This window comes from Streptomyces sp. SID4985, assembly GCF_009863025.1.
Lineage (GTDB): Bacteria > Actinomycetota > Actinomycetes > Streptomycetales > Streptomycetaceae > Streptomyces.
In genome coordinates this window covers 12539-34688 of sequence record NZ_WWIR01000306.1, presented here as the reverse complement: position 1 = coordinate 34688, position 22150 = coordinate 12539, and the positions used below count along the sequence as shown (strand labels likewise).

The window sequence follows — 22150 nt, the reverse complement described above, 5'->3', positions numbered from 1 at the left end:
GCGGGCGGGCGTTGCCCGTGGGGCGCACGGCAGGCCGCGTGCTCGGGGCGTTGTCGATCGACCCCCTGGCCGCCAGGCCGCGTGCTCGGCTGCGGTCACGCCCTGCCGAGTCGCCGCTCCGCCCTCCGCCACGCCTCCGGCGCACCCCGTGGCTCGTAGCGCTTCAAGGGCTGGGTGTCGGCCACGAGGGTGCGCAGGTCGGTGAGGGAAGCGCCGGTGTCGCCGTGAGCGCGGGCCTGGACGAGGACGTTGCCGAGGGCGGCTGCCTCGGTGGGGCCGGCGATGAGGGGGAGTTCGCAGGCGTCGGCGGTCAGTTGGCACAGGAGGGCGTTGCGGGCGCCGCCGCCGACCAAATGCACCACGTCCACGGGGTGGTTGGAGAGGCGCTGGGCGTCCAGGATCGCTCGGCGGTGGGCCAGGGCCAGCGAGTCGAGGACGCAGCGGACGGTGGCGGCTCGGGTCTTCGGTACGGGCTGGCCGGTCGCGTGGCAGGCCGTGGCGATGCGGTGCGGCATGTCGCCGGGGACGAGGAAGGCCGGGTCGCTCGCGTCCACGACCGACCTGAGGGGCTCTGATTCGGCTGCTCCGGACAGGAGTTGGGTCAGGTTCGGCTCGTTCCAGTCGCGCAGACATTCCTGGAGGAGCCAGAGGCCCATGATGTTGTGGAGGTAGCGGACGGTGGAGTCCAGGCCGAGTTCGTTCGTGAAGTTGGCCCGGCGGCTCGCCTCGGTGAGGACGGGGGTGTCGAGTTCGAGGCCCGCCAGGGACCAGGTGCCGGTGCAGATGTAGGCGAACCGTTCCCCGGCGCGGGCCGGAACGGCGGCGACGGCGGATGCCGTGTCGTGCGAGGCGACCGTGGTGAGGGGGACCGGGCCGGTCAGGCCGGTCTCCGCCAGGGCGGTCGGCAGCAAGTGCCCGGCCGGTTCGCCCGGGTGGCGCAGGGGAGCGAAGAGGTTCGGGTCGATGCCGAGTCGGCGGGCCAACTCGCCGTCCCAGGTGCGGGTGTTGGGGTCGATCAGTTGCGTGGTGGAGACGTTGGTGAGTTCGGTGCCGCGTGTGCCTGTCAGCCAGTACGTCAGCAGGTCCGGGATCAGCAACACCTGTTGGGTGGCGCCCAGTTGGGCAGTACCCTGGGCGGCGACCAGTTGGTAGAGGGTGTTGAACGGGGCGTACTGGATGCCCGTGCGCGCGTACAGCTCCGCCGCCGGGACCGTCGCCCACACCCGCTCGGCGACGCCCTCGGTGCGGGTGTCCCGGTAGTGGAACGGGTTGCCGAGCAGCGCCCCTTCGGCGTCGAGGAGGCCGTGGTCCACGGCCCAGGAGTCGATGCCGATCGAGGTCAGGGGGGTCAGGCGTCCGGCGGCTCGCAGGCCGTCGAGGACCCCGGCGTAGAGGGCGAGGATGTCCCAGTGCAGGGTGTCGGGGAGTCGTACCGGCCGGTTCGGGAAGCGGTGGGCCTCGGTCAGGTGGAGGGTGCCGGGGCCTACCCGGCCGACCATGACGCGCCCGCTGGACGCGCCGAGGTCGACGGCGGCGTACGCGTGCGTCCCGGATCCGGTGCTCACCGCAGGAACGCGGCCGCCACACCCGCGTCGACCGGGATGTGCGCGCCCGTCGTGTGGGTGAGGTCTCCGCCGATCAGCGCGAACACCGCGTTGGCCACGTGCTCGGGGAGTACCTCCCGCTTGAGCAGGGTGCGTTGGGCGTAGAACTCGCCGAGCTTCTCCTCCTCGATGCCGTACGTCGCCGCCCGCTGCGCGCCCCAGCCGCCCGCGAAGATGCCGGAGCCGCGCACCACGCCATCGGGGTTGACGCCGTTGACCCGGATGCCGTGTTCTCCCAACTCAGCTGCCAGAAGGCGTACTTGGTGGGCCTGGTCGGCCTTGGCGGCGGAGTAGGCGATGTTGTTCGGGCCCGCGAAGACCGCGTTCTTGGAGGTGATGTAGACGATGTCGCCGCCGAGTTGCTGTGCGGTCATCACCCGGGCCGCCTCGCGGGACACCAGGAAGGAGCCGCGGGCCATGATGTCGTGCTGGAGATCCCAGTCCCGCGCCGTCGTCTCGAGCAGTGGCTTGGACACGGAGATCCCGGCGCTGTTGACGACCAGGTCCACCCCGCCGAAGGCGAGGACCGCTTGGCGGAAGGCGTCGGCTGTCTGCTCCTCGCTCGTCACGTCCATCGCGACGGGAACCGCCCTGTCCGGACCGCCCAGTTCCTCGGCCACCGCCGCCGCGCCCTTGACGTCGGCCACCACCACACAGGCACCCTCGGCGGCCAGCCGATGCGCGATCGCGCGGCCGATGCCCGAGCCCGCGCCCGTCACCAGCGCGATCCGGGTGGCCAGCGGCCGGGGCGCGGGCAGCCGCCGCAGCTTGGCCTCCTCCAACTCCCAGTACTCGATACGGAACTTCTCGCGCTCCTCGACGGGCGCGTACGACGACACCGCCTCGGCCCCGCGCATCACGCGGATCGCGTTGCGGTAGAACTCACCCGCCACCCGGGCCGTCTGCTTGTCCTTGCCGTACGAGAACATGCCGACCCCCGGGACGAGGACGATCGCCGGGTCCGAGCCGCGCATCGCGGGGGAGCCGGGGCCCGCGTGCCGCGCGTAGTAGGCGGCGTACTCCTCACGGTAGGCGGCGTGCAGCTCTCGGAGCCGGGTCTTCACGTCGTCCAGCGGTGTGCTCGGGGCGAGATCGAGGACGAGGGGGCGGACCTTCGTGCGGAGGAAGTGGTCGGGGCAGGAGGTGCCGAGCGCGGCGAGCCTCGGGTGCTCGGCGCGGGAGAGGAAGTCCAGGACGTCGGTGGAGTCGTCGAAGTGGCCCACCTGGGGGTGGTCCCGGGAGACGAGGGCGCGGATCGTCGGGGCCAGCTCGGCGGCCCGGTCCCGGCGTGCGGCCGGTTCCAGCGGGGCGTACCCGGTGAGCGGCGGGCCGAAGGGTTCCGCCTTTCCGCGTGCGGTGAGGAAGGCTTCGGCGGTGCGGATGATGTGCAGGGCGTTGCGCTCGCACTCCGCCGAGGTGGCACCCCAGGCGGTGATCCCGTGGCCGCCGAGGATCACCCCGATCGCCCGCGGGTTGGCCTCCTTGACGCGGGCGATGTCCAGGCCCAACTGGAAACCGGGGCGCCGCCACGGCACCCACACCACCTGGTCGCCGAAACACTCGGCGGTCAGCTTCTCGCCGTCCGCCGCGCAGGCGAGGGCGATGCCGGAGTCAGGGTGCAGATGGTCCACGTGGGGGGCGTCCACCAGGGCGTGCATGGCGGTGTCGATGGAGGGCGCCGCACCGCCCTTGCCGTGCAGGCAGTAGTCGAAGGCCGCGACCATCTCGTCCTCGTGGGCCTTCCCCGGATAGACGTCCACGAGTGCCCGCAGCCGGTCCAGGCGCAGTACGGCGAGGCCCTCCGCCGTGAGGGTGCCGAGGTCACCGCCCGAGCCCTTGACCCACATCAGGTCGGTGTCGTCACCGGTCACCGGGTCGGGGGCGGTGCCCTTCGCGGAGGCGTTGCCGCCCGCGTAGTTGGTGTTGCGGGGATCGGCGCCGAGGCGGTGGGCGCGGTGCAGGAGCTCGGCCACCACAGGATGCTGCTCAGGCATGTGCGCTTCCCCCATGTGGTGCCCCGCTACGTGGCCTTCCTCCATGTGCTGCCCCGCTATGTGACCTTCCCCCATGTGCCGCCCCGCCACGTGTTCAGCCCCCATACCGCTCATGCCCCCCACCCCGCCTGCACGCCCCCGACCCGTTCCGCGACGATCCGCTCCTGCCAGCCCGACCGCCGGTAGGCGGACAGCGGATCGCCCTCCAGTCCCGCCCCCTCCCGTACCTCCGCCAGCAGCGGCCGCACATCCGTGCTGAACGCGTCCATCAGGACCCCGTTGGCCGCCAGGACGTCCCCCGCGCGCTGGGCCTCGCCCAGGGCCTCGCCGTCGACCAGTAGCGCCTTGGCCGTGGCCTCCTGCACGTTCATCACCGAGCGGATGATCGCCGGGATCTTCGCCTCGATGTTGTGGCACTGGTCGAGCATGAACGCCACGTCCGGGGTGAACCCCCCGCCGCGTACCACCTCGTACATGATGCGGAACAGCTGGAAGGGGTCGGCGGCACCGGCCATCAGGTCGTCGTCCGCGTAGAAGCGGGAGTTGAAGTCGAAGCCGCCGAGCTTTCCCTCGCGCAGCAGCGTCGCGACGATGAACTCGATGTTGGTGCCGGGCGCGTGGTGGCCGGTGTCCACCACCACCTGTGCCTTCGGGCCGAGTTGGAGGCAGTGGACGTAGGCGGTGCCCCAGTCGGGCACGTCGGTGGCGTAGAAGGCCGGTTCGAAGAGCTTGTACTCCAGGAGCATCCGGTGGCCGTCGCCGAGGCGGTCGTAGACCGTGCGCAGCGCCTCGGCGAGTCGGTCCTGGCGGGTCCGGAGGTCGTCCTGGCCGGGGTAGTTGGTGCCGTCGGAGAACCAGAGCTTCAGGTCCCTCGACCCGGTCTCCTCCATGATGCCGACGCAGTCGAGGAGATGGGCGACGGCCTTGCGGCGCACCGCGGGATCGGGGTTGGTGACCGAGCCCAGCTTGTAGTCGTCGTCCTGGAACACATTGGAGTTGATCGCCCCGATCCGCAGCCCACGCTTCTCCGCGTGGGCGGCCAGCGCCCCGTAGTCGTCGACGCGGTCCCACGGAACGTGCAGGGCGACGGTCGGCGCCACGCCCGTGTACGCGTGCACCTGGGCGGCGTCGTCCAGTTTCTCGAAGGGGGTGCGGGGGACGCCGGGCTGCGCGAACACCTTGAAGCGCGTACCGGAGTTGGCGTACGCCCACGACGGCGTCTCGACGGCCTGGGTCCTCAGCGCCGCCTTCACCTCGTCCGGGGACAAGGTCCTGATGCCGGCGGCGTCCTTGCTGGTTCCGGAGGTCATCGCGCAGCCCTTCTCAAGGATGGTGTCCGGTAGGTCAGTTGGAGAAGTGGTGGGTTCCCGGGGGAGCGGTGAAGACGGTGCTGTCGTCCTCGCGGCGCAGGAGGCGGGCGGTGTCGCCGGTGACGTGGGCCGGCCGTCGGCCGTCGGGGATCCACACCTCGGCGGTGGTGTTGGGCGGCACGGTCAGGGTGAGGCGGAAGCCCTGGGCGTCCGTCTTCCAGTCCGTCGAGACGCGGCCGTACACCGAGTCGAAGCGGGCGTGCGCCTCGGTCACGCCGCCGCCGGGGCGCGGGCGCACGAGGATCTTCCGGAAGCCGGGGGCGGCGGGGGCGATCCCGGCGATGTGGGCGTACATCCACTCGCCGACCGAGCCGTACGCGTAGTGGTTGAAGGAGTTCATCCCGGCGTCCTGGAAGGTGCCGTCGGGCTTGATGGAGTCCCAGCGCTCCCACATGGTGGTGGCACCCCGGTCGATCTGGTAGCCCCAGCTGGGGAAGGTGCGCTGGGTCAGGAGCCGGTAGGCGACGTCCGTGTGGCCGGTCTCGGTGAGCACGGGCAGCAGGCGCGGGGTGCCGAGGAAGCCCGTCGAGAGGTGCCCGTCGCGTGCCTCGATCAGCTCCACCAGGCGGTCGGTGGCAGGTGTGCGGTCCGACGCGGCGAGCAGGTCCATGGAGAGGGCCAGGACGTACGCCGTCTGGGTGTCGCCCTTCACGCGGCCGCCCCCGGTGACGTACGCGGCCCGGAAGGCGTCCCGGACGTTCCCGAAGAGTGCTCGGTACGGGGCCGGGTCCTTGCCCAGGGCCTCGGCCGCGGAGGCCACCAGCGAGGCGCTGTGCGCGAAGTACGCGGTGGCGATGACGTCCTTCGGGGTCTCGTCGTCGACGTTCAGCCAGTCGCCGTAGCCCTCGGCCGGGCGCAGGTATCCGGTGCTGTGCGCCTTCAGGTGGTCGAGCCACCGCACCATCGACGCCCATGCCTGCTCCAGGACCCGTACGTCTCCGTACGTCCGGTACAGCGCCCACGGGACGGTCACTCCGGCGTCGCCCCAACCCGCCACGCCCGTACCGACGTCCATGTACGGCGCCACGTTGGGGAAGGCGCCGTCCGCCGTCTGGCCGTCCCTCAGGTCGTCCAGCCACTTGGTGAGGAAGCGGGCGGACTCCATGGTGTAAGTGGCCGTCGGCGCGAAGACGTTGATGTCACCGGTCCAGCCGAGCCGTTCGTCGCGGGCCGGGGTGTCGGTGGGGATGGACAGGAAGTTGCCGCGCTGTCCCCAAGTGATGTTGCTGTGCAGCTGGTTGAGCAGGGGGACGTCGGTCTTGAAGGACATCGTGAAGGGGGCCGACGTGTGGATCACCCGGCCGGTGACCGCGTCGAGGGGCGGCCTGCCGGGGTAGCCGGTGACCTCGACGTAGCGGAACCCGTGGGAGGTGAAGCGGGGTTCGAAGGTCTCGGTGCCGCCGCCCTTGAGGACGTAGGTGTCCGTGGCCCGCGCCGTCCGCAGGTTCGCGGTGTACAGCGTGCCGTCGGGGTTCAGCACTTCCGCGTGCCGCAGCCGTACGGTGGTGCCCGCATCGCCCCGGACGCGCAGACGGACGGCGCCCACCATGTTCTGGCCGAGGTCGAAGACGAAGACGCCGGGCCGCGGTTCGGTCACCCGCTGCGCGGGAAGGTCGCGCTCCAGGCGTACGGGACCGTCGACCTGGGCGACCAGCGCGGCCGTCACCTTTTCCACGCCCTCCACGGCGGTCCAGGCGGAGTCGTCGTAGCCGGGCCGGGTCCAGCCCGGGGTCTCGCGCCGGGCGTCGTAGTCCTCGCCCGCCATCGGATCGGCACTCGTGACGGGTCCGGTCGCCGCACGCCAGTCGGTGCCGGACAGCACCCGGTCCGTCGAGCCGTCGGTGTACGTCACCTCCAACTGGCCGATGAAGGCGGGGAGTTCACCGTATTGATGGGGGCCGTACCAGGCGATGTTGCCCGCGTACCAGCCCGCCGCGAGGGTCACCGCGAGCGCGTTGGCGCCACGGGTGAGCTGCTTCGTCACGTCGTACGTCTGGTACTGGACGCGTCGGCGGTAGTCGGTCCAGCCCGGGGCGAGCCGGTCCTCGCCCACGCGGGTGCCGTTGAGGTGAGCCTCGTAGAGGCCGAGCGCCGACGCGTACAGACGGGCCCGCGCGACCTTCTTCCCGGCCGGGAGGCGGAACTCGTGGCGCAGCTGCGCGGCGGGGGAGTAGGCGGCCGAGATCCTGCCCCAGGGGCCGCCGCCCCATGGCGCGAGCACCTTGGCCGAAGCCCATGAGCCGTCGTCGTAACCGGCCGAACGCCAGTCGCCCGCAGGCTCCTTGTCGACGGACTTCCAGGAGGCGTCGGTCACGACGGTGCGGACGCCTTGCGGGGTGGTCAGTTCGATCAGGCCGATGAGACCGGCGGGTCCCGCCGTCGCGTTGGTCGCGGAGACGGCGAACACCACGGTCCCGGGCTCCGGTTGAGTCTCCACGACGACCGGGCGCCGCCAGTTGTCCGCCGGGCCGTCCGGTTCGACGTGTGCGAGCTGTACGCCGTTGGCGTGAGCGGTGAAGCCGTCGTCGGCCGACATGACCAGGCGGACCCGGGTCGCTCCCGCGGGGACCTCGACGCGGCCCCGGAACCAACGCGTAGCGGCGGGGGCGCTGTTGGCGGGATCGCCCTCGGGGAACCAGATCCAGGACGCGCCTTCCAGGGAGGGTGCGCCGACCAGGCGTGCGGGAGCGGCGATCCACCGCGCCGACCAGTCGGAAGGTGCCGTCAGGCCCGTCTCCCACCAGGAGGGCTCGCTCCACTCACCGGCGCGGTCGGCCGAGTCCCAGACGCGGACCTGCCAGTGATAGCGAGTGCGGGACCTCAACTCCGGCCCGGTGTAAGGGACCAGGTTCGATTCCCGGGAGACGACCTTGCCGCTGTCCCATATGTCGGGCGCGGTCAAGCGGCCCGGGGCGGTGGCCACCCGGACCTGGTAGGCGCTCTGCGTCTGGCCCCGTCCCTGTGGTGCCAGGGGCCAACTGAGCCTGGGGCGTGCCGTGTCGAGACCCAGGGGATGGCTCACGTATTCCACGGTCGGGCGGGAGACGCGCAGCGGCCGGTGTTCGACGGCGGCGGCGACCTCGGACCCAGGGAGCCCGGCAGTCCCGGAGGGCTCGGCGGCCGAGGCGGCCCCGGTGCCCACGGCGGTCACAAGCGCGGACGTGGCGGTGGTGCCCAACAGCTGTCTTCTGCTGATCACGGTCGGCTCCGTAACGACTCGGCGATGAATCGTTTCACGGGAGGCGAAGCTAGGGGCGTGGAGGCGGCCCGTCAAGGGTGCGGGACGGTCTCGGGCCGTCGGAAACAAATCCAACTCCGGCCCATTGACTGCATAGTTGGCCCGGGTCTAGCTTCCGTGGGCACTGACTGAAACCTTTCACCCGACTGATCGGTGTGACCATGCCGGAGCCCCCCGTCCTGGCCGCGCAGGGCCTGAGCAAGTCCTTCGGTGCCGTCCGCGCGCTCCACGACGTCTCCCTGGAGCTGTACGCCGGCCGGGCCCATGCCCTGGCGGGCGAGAACGGCGCCGGGAAGTCCACCCTCATCAAGACGCTCGCGGGCGTCCACCGCCCCGATGCCGGTGCCCTGTTGCTCGACGGGAGGCCGGTCGTCCTGCACGGCCCGGCCGACGCCCGCGACGCCGGGGTGGCCGTCATCTACCAGGAGCCGACGCTCTTTCCGGATCTGTCGGTCGCCGAGAACATCTTCATGGGGCGGCAGCCCCGCCGTTCCCTCGGGCGCGTCGACCACAAGGTCATGAACGCCGCCGCCAGGGACCTGTTCACCAGGCTCGCCGTCGACCTCGATCCCGAGCGGCCCGCGCGCGGTCTGTCCATCGCCGACCAGCAGCTGGTCGAGATCGCCAAGGCGCTCTCCTTCGACGCCCGCGTCCTGATCATGGACGAGCCGACGGCCGCCCTCACCGGCAGCGAGGTCGCCCGCCTCTTCGGTGTCGTGCGCACGCTGCGCGAACAGGGCTCCGCGATCCTGTTCATCTCCCACCGCCTGGAGGAGATCTTCGCCCTCTGCCAGGACGTCACGACCCTGCGCGACGGCAGAATGATCGCGAGCGAGCCCGTCGAGGGGCTCACCGAGGACGATCTCGTACGCCGCATGGTGGGCCGGGACCTTGATCAGCTCTATCCGAAACAAGCCGCCGAGATCGGTGAAGTCGCACTCAGGGTAAGCCGGTTGACCCGGGAGGGTGTCTTCACCGACGTGTCCTTCGAGGTGCGGCGCGGGGAGATCGTCGGGCTCGCGGGCCTGGTCGGCGCCGGTCGCAGCGAGGTCGCGCGGGCCGTGTTCGGCGTCGACCGGTGGGACGCCGGATCGGTCGAAGTGTGCGGGAAGCCGCTGACCGGGGGCGCCCCGAGTGCCGCCATGGCGGCCGGTCTCGGCCTCGTCCCCGAGGACCGGCGCGCCCAGGGCCTGGTGATGGCCCAGTCGATCGAGCGCAACATCGGCCTGACCGGACTGCGCACGACCACGCGGGCCGGACTGAGCAGCCGCCGCGCCGAACGCGGCCGGGCCGTCGACTGGGCGGCCAGGCTGCGGGTCAAGTACGCGCGCCTCGCGGACGCCGTGAGCACCCTGTCCGGCGGCAACCAGCAGAAGGTCGTCCTCGCCAAGTGGCTCGCCACCGGGCCCAGGGTGCTCATCGTCGACGAGCCCACGCGCGGCATCGACATCGGCACCCGGGCCGAGGTGCACCGGCTGTTGTCCGGGCTCGCCGCCGACGGGGTCGCCGTCCTGATGATCTCCTCCGATCTGCCGGAGATCCTCGGCATGGCCGACCGTGTCCTCGTCATGCGCGAGGGACGGCTCACCGCCGAGATACCGCGCGCGGCCGCCACCGAGGAATCCGTGCTCGCGGCGGCCACCGGGAGGGCGGCATGACCGTCACCGAGCACCCGCAGGCCCCGGCCGTCGGACCGGAACGCTCCCGCGCCACCCGGCTCGTCGACCGCGTGCTGAAACTGCGCGAACTCGCCATCCTCCTGGTCCTGTTGGTGATGATCGTGGTCGCCCAGGCGGGCAACAGCGCGTTCCTCTCCACCCAGGGCGTCAAGGACCTCCTGCTCAACGCGACGATCCTGGTCCTCGTCGCCACCGGCCAGGCGCTGGTCGTCGTCACCCGCAACGTCGACCTGTCCGTCGGCTCCGTCCTCGGCCTCTGCGCCTTCGCCGCCGGTGACCATCTCCAGAGCGGCGGCTCCGTCACGGCCGCGATCCTGCTCGCGGTCGCCCTCGGCATCGGCTGCGGGCTGCTCAACGGCGCCCTCGTCAGCCTCGGCCAGGTCCCCGCCCTCGTCGTCACCCTCGGCAGCCTCTACATCGTGCGGGGCCTGGACTCCCTCTGGGTCGGCTCCCGCCAGATCACTGCCTCCGACCTGCCCGGCGGCTTCGTCGACTTCGGCTCCGGCGGCATCGGGGCCGTCCCCTGGCTCGTCCTTATCGCCCTCGCCGTACTCGTCACCACCGCCTCCTACCTGCGCCACTACGGCGGCGGCCGCGAACTGTACGCCCTCGGCTCCAACCCCGAGGCGGCACGCCTGGCCGGCATCCCCGTACGACGGCGCGTCCTCGCCGTCTACACCGCCTGCGGTGCCCTCAGCGGACTCGCCGGAGCCCTCTACCTGGCCCGCTTCGGCAACGTCGACAGCTCCACCGGCAGCGGCTACGAACTCACCGTCGTCAGCGCCGTGGTGGTCGGCGGCGTCGCCTTCACCGGAGGCTCCGGCAGCGTCTGGGGCGCGGCACTCGGCGCCCTGCTCCTCACCACCGTCGGCAGCGTGCTGCCCGCCCTCGGCGTCAGCTCCGTGTGGGTGCTGGCCGTCAACGGCGTCCTGCTCGTCCTCGCCATCGCCGTCGACCGGATCGTGGCGCTGCGCGTCGCCCGCGCCCTGAAGAAACGGTCCCTGTCGAACAGGAGGGAAGGCCACCATGGCTGACACGCCCACACCCCTGGCGCGCGCCATCCGCTGGGACACCATAGTCGGCGCCCTCCTGCTCGTCCTCCTCCTGCTGTCCTTCTCCTTCGTGGACGGCTTCGGCAACGCCCTCAACCTGTCGTTCCTGATCGGCAACACCCTGCCGGTCGCGCTGATCGCGCTGCCCATGACGCTGCTGGTGGTGTCCGGCGAGATCGACCTCTCGGTCGCCTCCACCGCCGGACTGTCCGGGGCGGTGATGGGCGCCCTGTGGAACGCCGGAATGGCCATCGAGACGATCATCCCGCTCTGCCTGCTGCTCGGCGTCGTGTGCGGGCTGGTCAACGGCCTCCTGGTGACCCGCCTCGGGCTGCCGTCCCTCGCCGTCACCATCGGCACCCTGGCGGCCTACCGGGGCATCGCGCAGATCGTCCTCGGCTCCGACGCGGTCACAGACTTCCCCGGCCAGTACCTCGACTTCGCGGCGGGCCGCATCGACGGCACCTTCCTCCCGTACGCCCTGCCGCCCTTCCTCGTCCTGCTCGCCGTCGCCGTCGTCGCCCTGCACGCCACCCCGTTCGGACGGTCTCTCTTCGCCATCGGCGCGGGCGAGGAGGCGGCCCGGTTCGCCGGAATCCGGGTGAAGCGGCAGAAGCTGTACCTGTTCACCGCCACCGGCCTGATGGCGTCCGCCACCGGGATCTTCTGGGCCCTGCACTACGCCAGCGCCCGCTACGACAACGCCACAGGACTCGAACTCTCCGTCATCGCAGCGGTGTTGCTCGGCGGCGTCTCCTTCGACGGCGGCCGGGGCACGCTCGGCGGTGCCCTCGCCGGGGTCTTCCTGCTCGGCACCTTGCAGAACGTGATGAGCCTGCTCGACGTCTCCGCGCAGTCCCAGATCGTCGTCACCGGCGTCCTGCTCGTCGTCTCCGTGCTCGGTCCGCGCCTCGCACGCCGGATCACCACCGCGCGGGCCGGGCGCGGCGCTGCGGCCACCGTCCCGACGCACGCCTCCTGAAGGGAACCACCCGCGATGTCAACTCCCGCGATCCGCAAGGCGAGTACGGCACTCGCCGCTGTCATCACGCTCGCCCTCACCGCGACCGCGTGCGGGGGCACCACCAAGAAATCCGTGGCCCAGGAGGACGGCGGCGCCAAGGCGTCCCACGCCCACGCCGACCCGAACGCCGCCACCAAGAAGGGACTTACGGTCGCCTTCCTGCCCAAGCAGGTGAACAACCCCTACTTCACCGTCGCGGACAAGGGCGGAGAGCAGGCGCTGAGGCAACTGGGCTCCTCCTTCAAGGAAGTCGGCCCGAGCAGCGCCACCGACACCTCGGGCCAGGTCTCCTACGTCAACACCCTCACCCAGCAACAGGTCGACGCCATCGCCGTGTCCGCCCAGGACCCCGGCGCCCTGTGCACCGCGCTCAAGCAGGCCATGCGGAACGGCATCAAGGTCGTCACCTACGACTCCGACACCAACGCCGGGTGCCGCGACGTGTTCGTCTCGCAGGCGAGCGCCGAAGCCCTCGGCCGCTCCCAGGTCCAGCTGCTCGGCCAACGGCTCGGCTACAAGGGGGAGATCGCGATCCTCTCCGCCGCGCAGACCGCCACCAACCAGAACACCTGGATCGAGTTCATGAAGGACGAACTCAAGAAGCCGAAGTACAAGGACATGAAGCTGGTCGCGACCGCCTACGGCAACGACGACGCCCAGCAGTCCTTCCAGCAGACCCAGGGACTCCTCCAGGAGCACCCGAAGCTGGCCGGGATCATCTCCCCGACCACCGTCGGCATCAAGGCCGCCGCGCAGTACCTGTCCGGCTCCAAGTACAAGGGCAAGGTCGAGCTGACCGGCCTCGGCACCCCCAACGACATGCGCCGGTACGTCAAGAACGGCACCGTCGCGGCCTTCGAGCTCTGGGACCCGGCCAAGCTCGGCGCCCTCGCCGCGCACGCCGCCGTCGCGCTCTCCTCCGGGCAGATCACCGGGCAGCGCGGCGAGACGTTCAAGGCCGGGAACCTCGGCAGCTTCACCATCGGCGACCAGGGCGTCGTCGACCTCGGCAAGCCCACCGTCTTCGACAAGGGCACCATCGACCAGTACAACTTCTGACCCGGCGCCCGGGGGCGGTGCGTCGCGCCCGGCATAGGCTGGACGCGGGGTGGGGGACGGCGGAACGGAGCACAGGCGCGCATGGCAGGCAGAGTCGGCATCAAGGACGTGGCCCGGCACGCGGGGGTCTCGGTGGGCACCGTCTCGAACGTCATCAACCGCCCCGAGACGGTCACCGAGGAGACCCGGCTGCGCGTCCAGGCCGTGATCGACCGGCTCGGCTACGTCCGCAGCGAGAGCGCCCGCCAACTCCGCGCCGGGCGCAGCCGGATCATCTCCCTGCTCGTCCTCGACATGGGCAACCCCTTCTTCGTGGACGTCGCACGCGGAGCCGAACGCGCCGCCCGCGAGGCGGGGATCGGGGTCATGGTCTGCAACAGCGGCCAAAGTCCCGCCGAGGAGGCCGAGTACCTCTCCCTCTTCGCCGAACACCGCGTCCGTGGCGTCCTGTTGACCCCCGCCGACGCCACGGGCCGCAACATCGACGCCTTCCGCCGCCACCGCATCCCGTTCGTCCTGGTCGACCGGGTCGCCGAGGGCACCACCGAGTGCTCCGTCTCCGTGGACGACGTGGCGGGCGGACTGCTCGCCGTACGCCACCTCGTCGACACCGGCCACCGCTCCATCGCCTACGTCAGCGGTCCGCCCCAGCTCAACCAGGTGAAGGACCGCCGCGAAGGTGCCCTCCTCGCCCTCGCCCAGGCCGGCCTGCCCCCCGAAGCCCTGCGCGAACTCCCCACCGACCGCCTCGACGTCGCCGCCGGCCGCGACGCGGGCGCCCGCCTCCTCGGCCTCGCCCACCGCCCCACGGCCGTCTTCTGCGCCAACGACCTCCTGGCCCTGGGCGTCCTCCAGGCCCTCTACGCGGCCGGAGTCAGAGTCCCCCAGGACATGGCCCTCGTCGGCTACGACGACATCGAGTTCGCGGCGGCCTCGGCGGTACCCCTGACTTCTGTGCGCCAGCCCGCGGTGACCATGGGGGCGCTCGCGACGGAGCTCCTGCTGGAGGAGACGGAGGCGGGGGCGGGCGGCCATACGCACCAACGGGTCGTGCTGCAGCCGGAGTTGGTGGTGCGGGGGTCGAGTCTGGTGGCGCGATGAGCGGGGTTGGTCAGAGGGGCATCGGCCGGTAAGCGAGGGCCTCGGCGACGATCTGCTCGGCCGAGGCCTCGCGCAGTTCGGGCGGTGGGTGGAAGATCAGGTCGCCGATCCGGGGGTGGGGCACGTTGGCTCGGAGGAGCCGCAGGTAATAGCCGGACTCCGGGCTGTCGGCGAGGACTCTGCGGACCAGCTCGGTGAGTTCGTCCGTGGTGATGTCCGCGATCCGGGGCCGGGCGGGGCGGGCGGCCTCCGACGCGAACGCGCTCAGGCTTCGGCTGCCGTCGTACTCGGTGAAGTCCGGTGCCACGTAGTGGTGACCCGTCTTCGCGTTGAAGGCCCTGATCTCGTCGTCCGCGTTCTCCGCTCCGCGGAGCAGCAGCTCAGCGATCCGCTCGATGTCGTGGCACAGCGCGTCCAGCCGCTGGGGGCTCACGGGCGGGGGCAACAGCTCCGGTCTCAGGTCCACGGCCGCATTGTGTCCTGTCGTCGGCGGCGTGAGGTTGAGCTCCCGTCCAGCGAAGGCCGCTGTCGACCTCCACGGGCACCTCGGCCTCACGCCCCCACGGCCCGCCTCAGGCGTCGAGCACCCCGCTCACGCCCCCCCGCTCCCGCGGAATCTTCTCCCCCGCCTCGATCGCCACCGGCAGCCGGTTCTCCGTCGGAGGCAGCGGGCAGGTGGCGAGGTCGGTGTACGCGCACGGGAGGTTCGCGGCGCGGTTGAAGTCCAGGAGGACCGTGCTGTCGGGGGCGGGCGGGTCGATGGTGAGGGCGCGGTTCGCGGCGTAGGTGGTGACGCCGGAGGTGGCGTCGGTGAACAGGACCATCAGGCGGCCCTCGCCCGCGCCCGGGAAAGCGGTCAACGAGAGCACGTGGCCGTCGAGTTCGAACTCGATCCGGCCCGGAGCGTCGTACACGTGCTCAAGGCCCTCGACCGCGGCGCCGACGGTGGTGGGGCGGGGCACGTCGAAGGGGATGTAGTGGCCGGTGACGGCCCAGCGGGGGTCGGGGGCGTAGGCGGGGGTGCCGGTGAAGGCCGTACGCAGGGGCGCGTCCGGGTGGCGGGGGCGGACGATGTCGTGGCCGCCGCGCTTGGCGATCTCGATGACGGCGTCGCCCCAGACGGCGTCGACTCCGCCGCGCTCGGGGAGGACGCCGAAGTGGTGTTCGCCCCGGACCTGCACGCCGTCCACCAGCAACTCTTCGCCTTCGTCCAAGTGCACGACGACACCCTCGCCGCCGGTGTGCCAGGTGCCCGGCGCGTCGGGGAAGCGCTGCGGGTGGTCGTCCAGCCAGTGCAGACCGGTGATCGACAGGAAGCCGTGCGGGGCGGCGAGCCGGGCCTCGTGGGCGCGGTACCACTCCAGCCAGTCCTCGGTGAAGGCACGGAGGTCGGTCGTGGTCGCTTCGGTGGTCATACGGGGCTCCTTCATACGCGAGAGTGGTGTACGGCGGCACGGTGTGACGACGGGATCAGGAAGCCAGCTCGCCGAGCAGGGCCCAGGTGCGGCGGCGGTTCTCGTCGCCCGCGATCTCCGTGCCGGAGAAGACGACCTCTGTCGCACCGGCGTCGCGGTACCGGCGTACCCCCGCCGCGACCGTCTTCTCGTCGCCGATCACGGCCACGTCGGAGGCGCGGCGGGCGCCGGAGAGTTCGAGGACGCGGGCGTAGGACGGGATCTGTTCGTAGAAGGCGAGGTACTCGGTGGCCTTCTGCCGCACCGCGTCCACGTCGTCCGTGACCACACCGGGGACGAGGGCCACGACGCGGGGTGCGGGACGGCCGGCGGCCTCGGCCGCGGCGGTCAGGGCGGGGACGACGTGGTCGGCGAGGGCGCGCGGTCCGGCCAGGTACGGCAGGATGCCGTCCGCCAGTTCGCCGCTGACGCGCAGCGCCTGTGGTCCCATCGCGGCGACCAGGATGGGGACGCCGCCGTCGGCGCCCGGTACGCGCGCGGGGACCGGGGTGGTCGCGGTCAGCAGCTCGCCGTGGAAGTCGGCCGTCCCGGTCTGCGTCAATTGTCGTAGCGCGGTGAGGAATTCACGCAGGCGGGCGATGGGGCGTGCGAAGGGCAGGCCGAAGCCGGTCTCCGTCAGCAGCTTCGTGCCGAGGGCCAGGCCGAGGTGGTAGCGGCCGTGTGTCGCCGCCTGGGCGGTGAGCGCCTGGCTAGACACGAGCAGCGGATGGCGGCCGAAGACGGGGATCGCGGAGGTGCCCACCTCCAGTCCGGGTACCTCGCGCCCGACGATCGCCGCGAGCTGGGGCGAGTCCGCACCGAAGGTCTGGCCGAACCAGGCCGACCGCACCCCGGCGGCCGCGGCCTCCTGGGCCAGCCGCACCGTGGCGTCCACCTGATTCGGCGCGTCGGCCGCGTTGAGCGCTACTCCCACAGTCATGTCAGTGGAAACGGCCCTCGGCGGGGGTTGCATTCCGGTTCTTTTGTGACAGCTTCTTGTCAGTCATGTGTACGGGGCAGCCGTGTGTCCGGGGCAGACATGTGCGCGGGCCACATGGAAGGGCGCTCGGACCGCCTGGTCCGTCGGGCGGATGACGATCTCGTTGATGGCGCGGCGGCGGGGGCTGGTGGTGACGTGGGCGACCGTGTCGGCGATGTCCTCGGGGTGCAACTTCTCGATACCGGCGATGAATCGCTCGTCGCTCTCCTGGACGTGCGGCTGCTGGTGGCCGAAGGGTTCGGTGTCGACGGCGCCGGGGCCGATCACGGCGAAGCGCACGTTGCGGCGCCGAGTTCGGCCACCGCGCGGGTCTCGCACAGCAGGCGCCGCGCGGACCGGCGTTTGGTCGAGGCGCCCAAGTCTGCTGCCCGGTGGAGCAGTTGGGTGCGCGGGCGCGTGTACCTCCCGAAGGCGGACGGATTCAGCGGGGCGGACCGGAGGGAACGCGCATGGCCAGTACGGCGATGTCGTCCTGCCGGTCGTCGCCCATCCGGGCGAGCAGCTCGTCCAGGAAGACCTCCAACGGCTCGTCCGCGAACGCGGTCGCGCACTGGCGCAGCCGGGTCAGACCGCGCCCGATGTCCTCACCGGGGCGCTCCACCAGCCCGTCGGTGTAGAGCAGGAACGTGCAGCCGGGCGGCAGGGTGACGGTCGCGGTGTCGCGGTCGAGGCCCGGGTCCACACCGAGGATGGGGGCGTGCCCCTCCTCCAGGAGGTCGCTGCGGCCGTCGGGGCAGACCAGCAGGGGCGGCAGATGCCCGGCGTTGGTCCAGTGCAGCCGCCAGGGCGCGTCCGGCGGTGTCTCCACGCGGGCGATGACCGCCGTGACGAGTTCGACGGCGGTCAGGCCCTGCATCACCCGGTCCAGACGGCCCATCGTGCCGGCCGGGTCGTCCCCGCTGTCGTAGGCCAGCGCGCGCAGCATGTTGCGCAACTGGCCCATGCGGACGGCGGCGGTCAGGTCGTGGCCGACCACGTCGCCGATGGCGAGGATCAGCGAGTCGTCGGGCAGCCGGAACGCGTCGTACCAGTCGCCGCCCACCTCGGCCCGCTCGCGCGCGGCCACATAGCGGGCGGCCAGCTGTACGTCGCCGACGCCGGACAGGTCCGGCAGCAGGGAGAGCTGCAACTGTTCGGCGGTGTGTTGCTGAAGCGCGTAGAGCCGGGCGTTGTCCAGCGCGAGGCCCGCCCGGTGTCCGAGGTCGGCCGCGAGCGCCTGTTCCTGCTCGTCGAAGGGGGTCGCGGGGGCGCGCCGGACGAAGGTCAGCGCGCCGAGCGCCTGCCGCCGGGCGCGCAGGGGGACGATCAGCGCGGTCTCGGCGCCCAGGCTGCGGTACAGCCGCCACTGCGCGGCCCGCAGCGGGTCGTGCGGCTCCGGCCCGCCGAAGCGGTCGATCACCACGGGGCCCGCGCCGCGCAGCACCTTGGCCAGCTCGGCCGCCGACTCGTCCGGCGCGGGCAGGGACGAGCCCGGCAGCACCCGTACCGCCCGCTCCGGGTCACGGTCCGTGACCGTCAGCCGCCGCAGACCGTCGCCCTCGATCACGTCGATCACACAGGCGTCGGCCAGATTGGGCACCACCACCCGGGCCAGCCTGCGCAGCGCCTCCCCGGCGTCCAGACTGGACGCCAGCGCGCGGCTCGCCTCGGCCAGCAGCCGCAGCCGCGCCGCGGAGGCCTCCGGAGCGGACGCGTCGGACATGGCTTCGGGCTGTGGTGGATCGTCCTGTTTCATCGCACTCCCTATCCTTGTGCCCCCTTTCTAACCTTTGGTGCCTTTGGTTCGGAAACCTCAGCGTGTTGCCTCCGGCGGTTTGGCGTCGATCCAGCTCGCGGTGCGTGATCGAGGTCGCGGCCGGTGTGTACGCGCGGGAGGGACGGACCAGGTCGCGATAACACCCCAACTGGGCTTCGTGGAGCGGAAGTTCCGTGAACTGGCCGCGCGGCTGGTCGCGTATCACGTGAGGGCGCGGGCGCTGCGGCACCCCTCACTCCAGGCTTCCCGTCAGCTGCTCGTACGCCATCCGTGCCTCCGTCAGGAACTCCTCCGCCGCAGTGGCCCCCTCGAAGTCCATGACGCGCCAGCGGTGGGAGCGGTCGAAGCGGCGCAGTACGGTCGCGACGGTGTCCTCGTCGGCGTGCCAGGTGCGCAGGGCGCTCACGTTGCCGAGGGAGGCGAAGTTCGCGTCGTGCGCGGGCACGCACAGCACGCGGGTCTCCGGGCGGCCGTCCACCAGCGCGTGGAGCAGGGCCACGGGACGGGCCCGCACGGTACGGTCCGGCAGCGCGGGTTCCTCCATGAGCAGCAGGACGGGGACCGTACCGCCCTGTCCGGTGAGGGTGTCGCCGATCCAGCCCGCGCCGACCGGGTAGCCGGTCACCCGCGTCGAGCCCGCGCTCATCAGGTCGTGCCCGTCCGAGCCGTCGGGCGGGGCGAACGGCGAGCCGATCGTCGCGTCCACCGTGACCAGGAACTCCATCGCAGCCACCTCCCGTGATGCGCACACCATCCACGCAGAGGCCATCAGCACGGTCGAAGCACGGTCGCCATGCGGTCACAGGGCGAGCCCCATCGCCCCCGGCACCACCATTCTTCCCGCACGGAGGCGGGGACCAACCACGCGAAGCGGACCTGACGGGGCGGATATCGTGGAATCGGTCGATTCCGGCGAGCCCGGCTGTGAGGCTAGGGCCGCAAGGACACCAGGGGCGCGCACGGCTCACGGAGGAGCTGGAGTGGCCGCCCTCCGGTGCCAAGGCGCGGCGGGCAGTGCACGGGGCGTGCGCGCGGCGGTACGAAGAGCGGGCGGCCGAGGCCGCACGGCCTGGGTCACACGAATCCGGCACCGATGACAGGTGCCCGTCATACGCACCAATCGAGACGACCTCCAAATGGCGACGAGATCGGCTCCTACCGCACCTCGCGGGGCGCGGCGCGGCCAGGGGAGCGGGCCGCGACCGGGACGACCCGGGGCGCTCGGCCGACACGCCCCGTTCGGCGTACGCTGAATGCCTGCCACGGCACAGCGCCGGGCATACTACGAATGCGCCGAGCGCGCCGGTGATGGGGCTCACCGTGAACCGCGGCATCCGCCGCTGACGGTCCCTGGTCCAACGAAGCGACCAGGAGGAATCATGCCCGCACCCGCCACTCCGGTCCTCGCCGCTCCGTCGGCCTCCGGTGAGACTCCCCGCCGCGGCCGCCATCCGCCTCGCGCCGTCGTACGGTCCCGCCCCCCCCACGCCCGGCCCCTCGCCCACGCCGTACGTCCGCACCGGCACCCGCACGCGCTGGGCGACCGCACCCGCCACCAGGAGGAAACGATGGAACTCGACGTGACCGTGGAGATCCCCCAGGGCTCGCGCAACAAGTACGAGATGGACCACGAACTGCACCGCATCCGCCTGGACCGGATGCTGTTCACCTCCACGCAGTACCCGGCCGACTACGGCTACATCGACGGCACCCTCGGCGGCGACGGCGACCCGCTGGACGCGCTCGTGCTGACCGGCGAGCCGACGTTCCCCGGCTGTGTCGTCGAGTGCCGGGCGGTCGGCATGTTCGTCATGCGGGACGAGCACGGTCCCGACGAGAAGATCCTCTGCGTCCCCGCGCACGACCCGCGCTACGCCGACGTGCAGGACATCGGTGACATCCCCGACTTCGACCGGATGGAGATCACCCACTTCTTCGAGGTCTACAAGGACCTGGAGCCGGGCAAGTCCGTCGAGGGCTCGCACTGGGAGGGCCGCGAGCAGGCGTACGCGGAGATCGCCGCCTCCCGCGCCCGCGCCGCCGCACCGGCGCACCAGGGCACCTGACCGGGCCCGCGTGGCCGACGAACTCAGTCGGCGGCGTCGAGCTGGTGGTCGGACCAGATGTAGCTCTCGGGGAGCAGGGCGGTGATGGGGAGGGTGCGCAGGTCGTCTCCGGTGCCGACGACGACGTGCGAGGTGGGGAAGTAGTCGAGGAGGGCCTGGCGGCAGCGGCCGCAGGGGGGAATCACGCCGCGTTCGCGGTCGCCCACCGCGACGACGGTGTCCAGGTCGTAGATGCCCTGGGCGGCCGCCGTGCCGATCAGGACGAGTTCGGCGCAGGGGCCGCCGGTGAAGTGGTAGGCGTTGAGCGCGGTGACGATCCGGCCGTCCGGGGCGCGGCCCGCGGCGGCGACTGTGTGGTTGTCGCCGCGGGCGCGGGTGCGGACGAGGTGGGTCGCGGCCTGGACGAGTTCGTGGTCGACGCCGGGACTCTGCATGGTCAACTCTCCACCTCTGGGGGTCATTTCGCTGATCAGGGCGGGTCGCCGCCGGGCGGCCGGGCCCCCATAGTATGCGGGCGTGACGCATCCCCTCCGTCTGCCGGGCTTCCGTCTGCTCCTGATCAGCCGCACCCTGTCCACCCTGAGTGACGCCCTGGTGCCGACCGCCCTGAGCCTCGCCGTCGTCCAGCTCACCGGATCGGCGACCGCCCTCGCGCTGGTGCTCGGCTGCGCTCTCGGAACCCGGCTGCTCCTGCTGCCCGTTGCCGGGGTGCTGGCCGATCACTACAACCCCCGCTGGGTCGCCCTCGGCGCCGACGCGACCCGCCTCCTCACCCAGGCCGTCGTGGCCCTCCAACTCCTCACCGGCCACGCCTCGATCGCGGTGATCGCCGCGGCCCAGGCGGTGGCGGGCGCGGCCTCCGCCGTCAGCCTGTCCAACCTCGCGACGCTTCTCGTACGGGTGGCGCCGGTCTCCGGTCCGGCGCGACAGAAGGCCAACTCGCTGATGGGGGTGGCCAAAAGCGTTGCGCTGCTCGCCGGTCCCGCCCTCGCGGGCCTGCTGATCTGGGTGGTCGGCATCGGCTGGGTCTTCGTGCTCGACTCCGCCGCCTTCGCGGCCAGTGCGTCCCTGATGCCGTTCATCCGGCTTCACCAGAAGGGGAGTTCGGCGCCTGCACGCCGCGCCATCCGCGCCGGGCTGGTCGAGGGCTGGGCCGAAGTGAGGGCCCGGGACTGGTACTGGACCAGCCTCGTCGCCCACGCCGCGTGGAACCTCGTGGCCAACGTGCTGCTCACCCTCGGCCCGCTCGTGGCGGTCACCCGGCTCGGCGGGCAGGGTGCCTGGATCGCCGTGACCCAGGCGGGCGGCATCGGTCTGCTCGCCGGATCACTGCTGGCCGGACGGGCCCGCCCGCGGCGCCCGGTGCTCGCCGGAAACCTCGTCCTGGCGACCTACGCCCTGCCGCTGGCGCTCTTCGCGGCAAGTGCCCCCGTTCCGCTGCTGGTCGCCGGATACGGCATCGCCATGGCGGGCCTCGGCTTCCTCAGCCCCACCTGGCAGACCACGGTCCAGGAGGCCATCCCGCACCACGTGCTCGCCCGGGTCAGCTCCTACGACTGGCTGCTCTCGCTCGCCGCACAGCCGCTCGGCGTGATCGTCGCCCCCGTCGCCCTGCACCTCTGGGGCGCACGCGTGCCGTTCGCGGCCTCAGCCGTCCTGGTCGCCGTCGTCTGCGCCGGTACGGCCCTCGTGCCGGGCGTACGCAATCTGCGCTCGGACCGGGGCGTGGAGGTGGCCCGCGCGGCCTGAACGA

General features: G+C 71.9%; 18 protein-coding genes. 7 read left to right on the top strand and 11 right to left on the bottom strand.

From position 1 onward, the window contains the following. Positions 1-95: 95 nt before the first annotated feature. From GTW40_RS12605 to GTW40_RS12590, 4 genes are all read right to left on the bottom strand, one after another. Positions 96-1565, bottom strand: coding sequence for a rhamnulokinase family protein (locus tag GTW40_RS12605; RefSeq protein WP_161180260.1), 1470 nt, complete (start codon positions 1563-1565; stop codon positions 96-98). Then, entirely contained in the window at positions 1562-3598 is a 2037-nt protein-coding gene (locus tag GTW40_RS12600; protein ID WP_161180259.1) for a bifunctional aldolase/short-chain dehydrogenase, read from the bottom strand. Before GTW40_RS12600 ends, GTW40_RS12605 begins: the two co-directional genes overlap by 4 nt. A 110-nt stretch (positions 3599-3708) precedes the next feature. Then, positions 3709-4908 (bottom strand): L-rhamnose isomerase, encoded by a 1200-nt coding sequence (gene rhaI, locus GTW40_RS12595; protein WP_161180258.1) that lies wholly within the window; start codon positions 4906-4908, stop codon positions 3709-3711. Positions 4909-4942: 34 nt separating this feature from the next. Next, the gene (locus tag GTW40_RS12590; protein ID WP_161180257.1) at positions 4943-8167 is read right to left on the bottom strand and encodes an alpha-L-rhamnosidase; all 3225 of its coding nucleotides are present in this window, start codon (positions 8165-8167) and stop codon (positions 4943-4945) included. 200 nt (positions 8168-8367) lie between these two features. Here GTW40_RS12590 and GTW40_RS12585 point away from each other — a divergent pair, with 200 nt between their 5' ends. The 5 genes from GTW40_RS12585 (at position 8368) to GTW40_RS12565 (ending at position 14121) form a co-directional block, all read left to right on the top strand. Further along, positions 8368-9864, top strand: a complete 1497-nt coding sequence (locus tag GTW40_RS12585; RefSeq protein WP_161180256.1) for a sugar ABC transporter ATP-binding protein — start codon at positions 8368-8370, stop codon at positions 9862-9864. Further along, on the top strand, positions 9861-10919 hold the full coding sequence (locus GTW40_RS12580) for an ABC transporter permease (protein ID WP_161180255.1): 1059 nt from the start codon (positions 9861-9863) through the stop codon (positions 10917-10919). The genes GTW40_RS12585 and GTW40_RS12580 overlap by 4 nt, the downstream gene beginning before the upstream one ends. After that, positions 10912-11919, top strand: coding sequence for an ABC transporter permease (locus GTW40_RS12575; protein WP_161180254.1), 1008 nt, complete (start codon positions 10912-10914; stop codon positions 11917-11919). Before GTW40_RS12580 ends, GTW40_RS12575 begins: the two co-directional genes overlap by 8 nt. Before the next feature lie 15 nt (positions 11920-11934). Further along, positions 11935-13020, top strand: a complete 1086-nt coding sequence (gene rhaS, locus GTW40_RS12570; RefSeq protein ID WP_161180253.1) for a rhamnose ABC transporter substrate-binding protein — start codon at positions 11935-11937, stop codon at positions 13018-13020. 81 nt (positions 13021-13101) lie between these two features. Then, positions 13102-14121, top strand: coding sequence for a LacI family DNA-binding transcriptional regulator (locus GTW40_RS12565; RefSeq protein WP_161180252.1), 1020 nt, complete (start codon positions 13102-13104; stop codon positions 14119-14121). A 10-nt stretch (positions 14122-14131) separates the two neighbouring features. On the opposite strand, the gene GTW40_RS12560 is transcribed toward GTW40_RS12565, so the two are convergent. The 6 genes from GTW40_RS12560 to GTW40_RS12535 form a co-directional block, all read right to left on the bottom strand. Continuing rightward, a complete protein-coding gene (locus GTW40_RS12560) occupies positions 14132-14587 on the bottom strand; it encodes a hypothetical protein (RefSeq protein ID WP_161180251.1) in 456 nt (151 codons plus the stop codon). Between the two features lie 106 nt (positions 14588-14693). After that, complete coding sequence (locus tag GTW40_RS12555) at positions 14694-15536, bottom strand: DUF1684 domain-containing protein (RefSeq protein WP_161180250.1); 843 nt, start codon at positions 15534-15536, stop codon at positions 14694-14696. A gap of 55 nt (positions 15537-15591) precedes the next feature. Further along, positions 15592-16515 (bottom strand): LLM class F420-dependent oxidoreductase, encoded by a 924-nt coding sequence (locus GTW40_RS12550; protein WP_161180249.1) that lies wholly within the window; start codon positions 16513-16515, stop codon positions 15592-15594. 63 nt (positions 16516-16578) lie between these two features. Continuing rightward, positions 16579-16854, bottom strand: coding sequence for a hypothetical protein (locus tag GTW40_RS12545; RefSeq protein WP_202485777.1), 276 nt, complete (start codon positions 16852-16854; stop codon positions 16579-16581). Between the two features lie 142 nt (positions 16855-16996). Then, entirely contained in the window at positions 16997-18310 is a 1314-nt protein-coding gene (locus tag GTW40_RS12540; protein ID WP_161180248.1) for a GAF domain-containing SpoIIE family protein phosphatase, read from the bottom strand. A 253-nt stretch (positions 18311-18563) separates the two neighbouring features. Then, on the bottom strand, positions 18564-19055 hold the full coding sequence (locus GTW40_RS12535; RefSeq protein ID WP_161180247.1) for an inorganic diphosphatase: 492 nt from the start codon (positions 19053-19055) through the stop codon (positions 18564-18566). Between the two features lie 844 nt (positions 19056-19899). Here GTW40_RS12535 and GTW40_RS12530 point away from each other — a divergent pair. Beyond that, positions 19900-20397, top strand: coding sequence for an inorganic diphosphatase (locus GTW40_RS12530; protein ID WP_161180274.1), 498 nt, complete (start codon positions 19900-19902; stop codon positions 20395-20397). A gap of 23 nt (positions 20398-20420) precedes the next feature. Here GTW40_RS12530 and GTW40_RS12525 read toward each other — a convergent pair whose 3' ends face one another. Then, complete coding sequence (locus tag GTW40_RS12525; RefSeq protein WP_202485776.1) at positions 20421-20837, bottom strand: cytidine deaminase; 417 nt, start codon at positions 20835-20837, stop codon at positions 20421-20423. 76 nt (positions 20838-20913) lie between these two features. On the opposite strand from GTW40_RS12525, the gene GTW40_RS12520 reads away from it, so the two are divergent. Next, positions 20914-22146 (top strand): MFS transporter, encoded by a 1233-nt coding sequence (locus GTW40_RS12520; RefSeq protein ID WP_161180245.1) that lies wholly within the window; start codon positions 20914-20916, stop codon positions 22144-22146. The last annotated feature ends 4 nt before the right edge of the window (positions 22147-22150 follow it).